Raw genomic sequence first — 836 nt, 5'->3', positions numbered from 1 at the left:
GGCGCAAGGGGATGGGCGGAATGGCCTGCTTTTTCTGAAAACCAGAGGGCTTTCTGAAAGCAGGCGGCGGCTTAGTCTTTCGCGGCTTAGTCTTTCACAGTGTCAAACGCATCCAGCGCACGGCTAGAATAGACAAGGGCCGCTCCGGCGTTCAGGGCCACGGCTACGCCCAGTGCCTCGGCAATTTCTTCCTTGCTGGCGCCTGCTTTTTTGGCCGCAACCGTATGGACGGAAATGCAGCCGTCACACCGGGTTGTTACAGCCACGGCAAGTGAGATCAGTTCCCGCGTCTTGTCGTCCAGATGTTTGTGTTCTGGTGCAACTGTTTCCAGCTTCTGCAAGCCTTCCAGCGTGTTGGGAGAAAGCTTTGCCAGCACTTTTACGCTCTGGCCCAGATGGGCGCGATAGGCATTCCAGTCGGTCACAATGATGCACTCCTGCTTTTGTGAAAATAACAGGCTAGACTGCATCAGAACGGGCAGAGTCTGTCACGACACGGTTAGGAGAGCCTTACGCTCTTGCGGAGCAGTCCGCCCCCCAGCTATCGGCGTAAGGTATGAACGATATGAGCATGAATAAGGCCTCGGTTTTGTCAGGGCAGGGGCCTCTGGCGGTTTATCAGCAGCGTATCGCTGCGGGTGAACTGAAGAGCGATCCGGATCAGGCCCGCGTTATCAAGCGGCTGGACCAGTTGTGGCATGAGCTGAGCACCATGCAGCCTCCGCCGCCCCCGCCCAAGGGGCTGCTGGCCGGGCTTGCGCGCCGTATCAAGCCGCCGCCCCCGCCCCAGCGCCCACGCGGGCTGTATATTGTGGGCCGGGGGGGCCGAGGCAAAA

The 836-nt window shown here is 59.4% G+C and carries 1 protein-coding gene and 1 pseudogene; one reads left to right on the top strand and one right to left on the bottom strand.

Annotated elements, in window-relative coordinates:
- Positions 1-86 precede the first annotated feature (86 nt).
- Complete coding sequence (locus tag AD948_RS00110) at positions 87-425, bottom strand: carboxymuconolactone decarboxylase family protein (protein WP_035379348.1); 339 nt, start codon at positions 423-425, stop codon at positions 87-89.
- Between the two features lie 140 nt (positions 426-565).
- On the opposite strand from AD948_RS00110, the pseudogene AD948_RS00105 reads away from it, so the two are divergent.
- Positions 566-836, top strand: a pseudogene (locus tag AD948_RS00105) (cell division protein ZapE); the annotation flags it as partial.

This window comes from Acetobacter senegalensis (assembly GCF_001580995.1).
Lineage (GTDB): Bacteria > Pseudomonadota > Alphaproteobacteria > Acetobacterales > Acetobacteraceae > Acetobacter > Acetobacter senegalensis.
The sequence above is the reverse complement of the archived record's forward strand: the minus strand, read 5'-3'. Positions and strand labels throughout refer to the sequence as shown.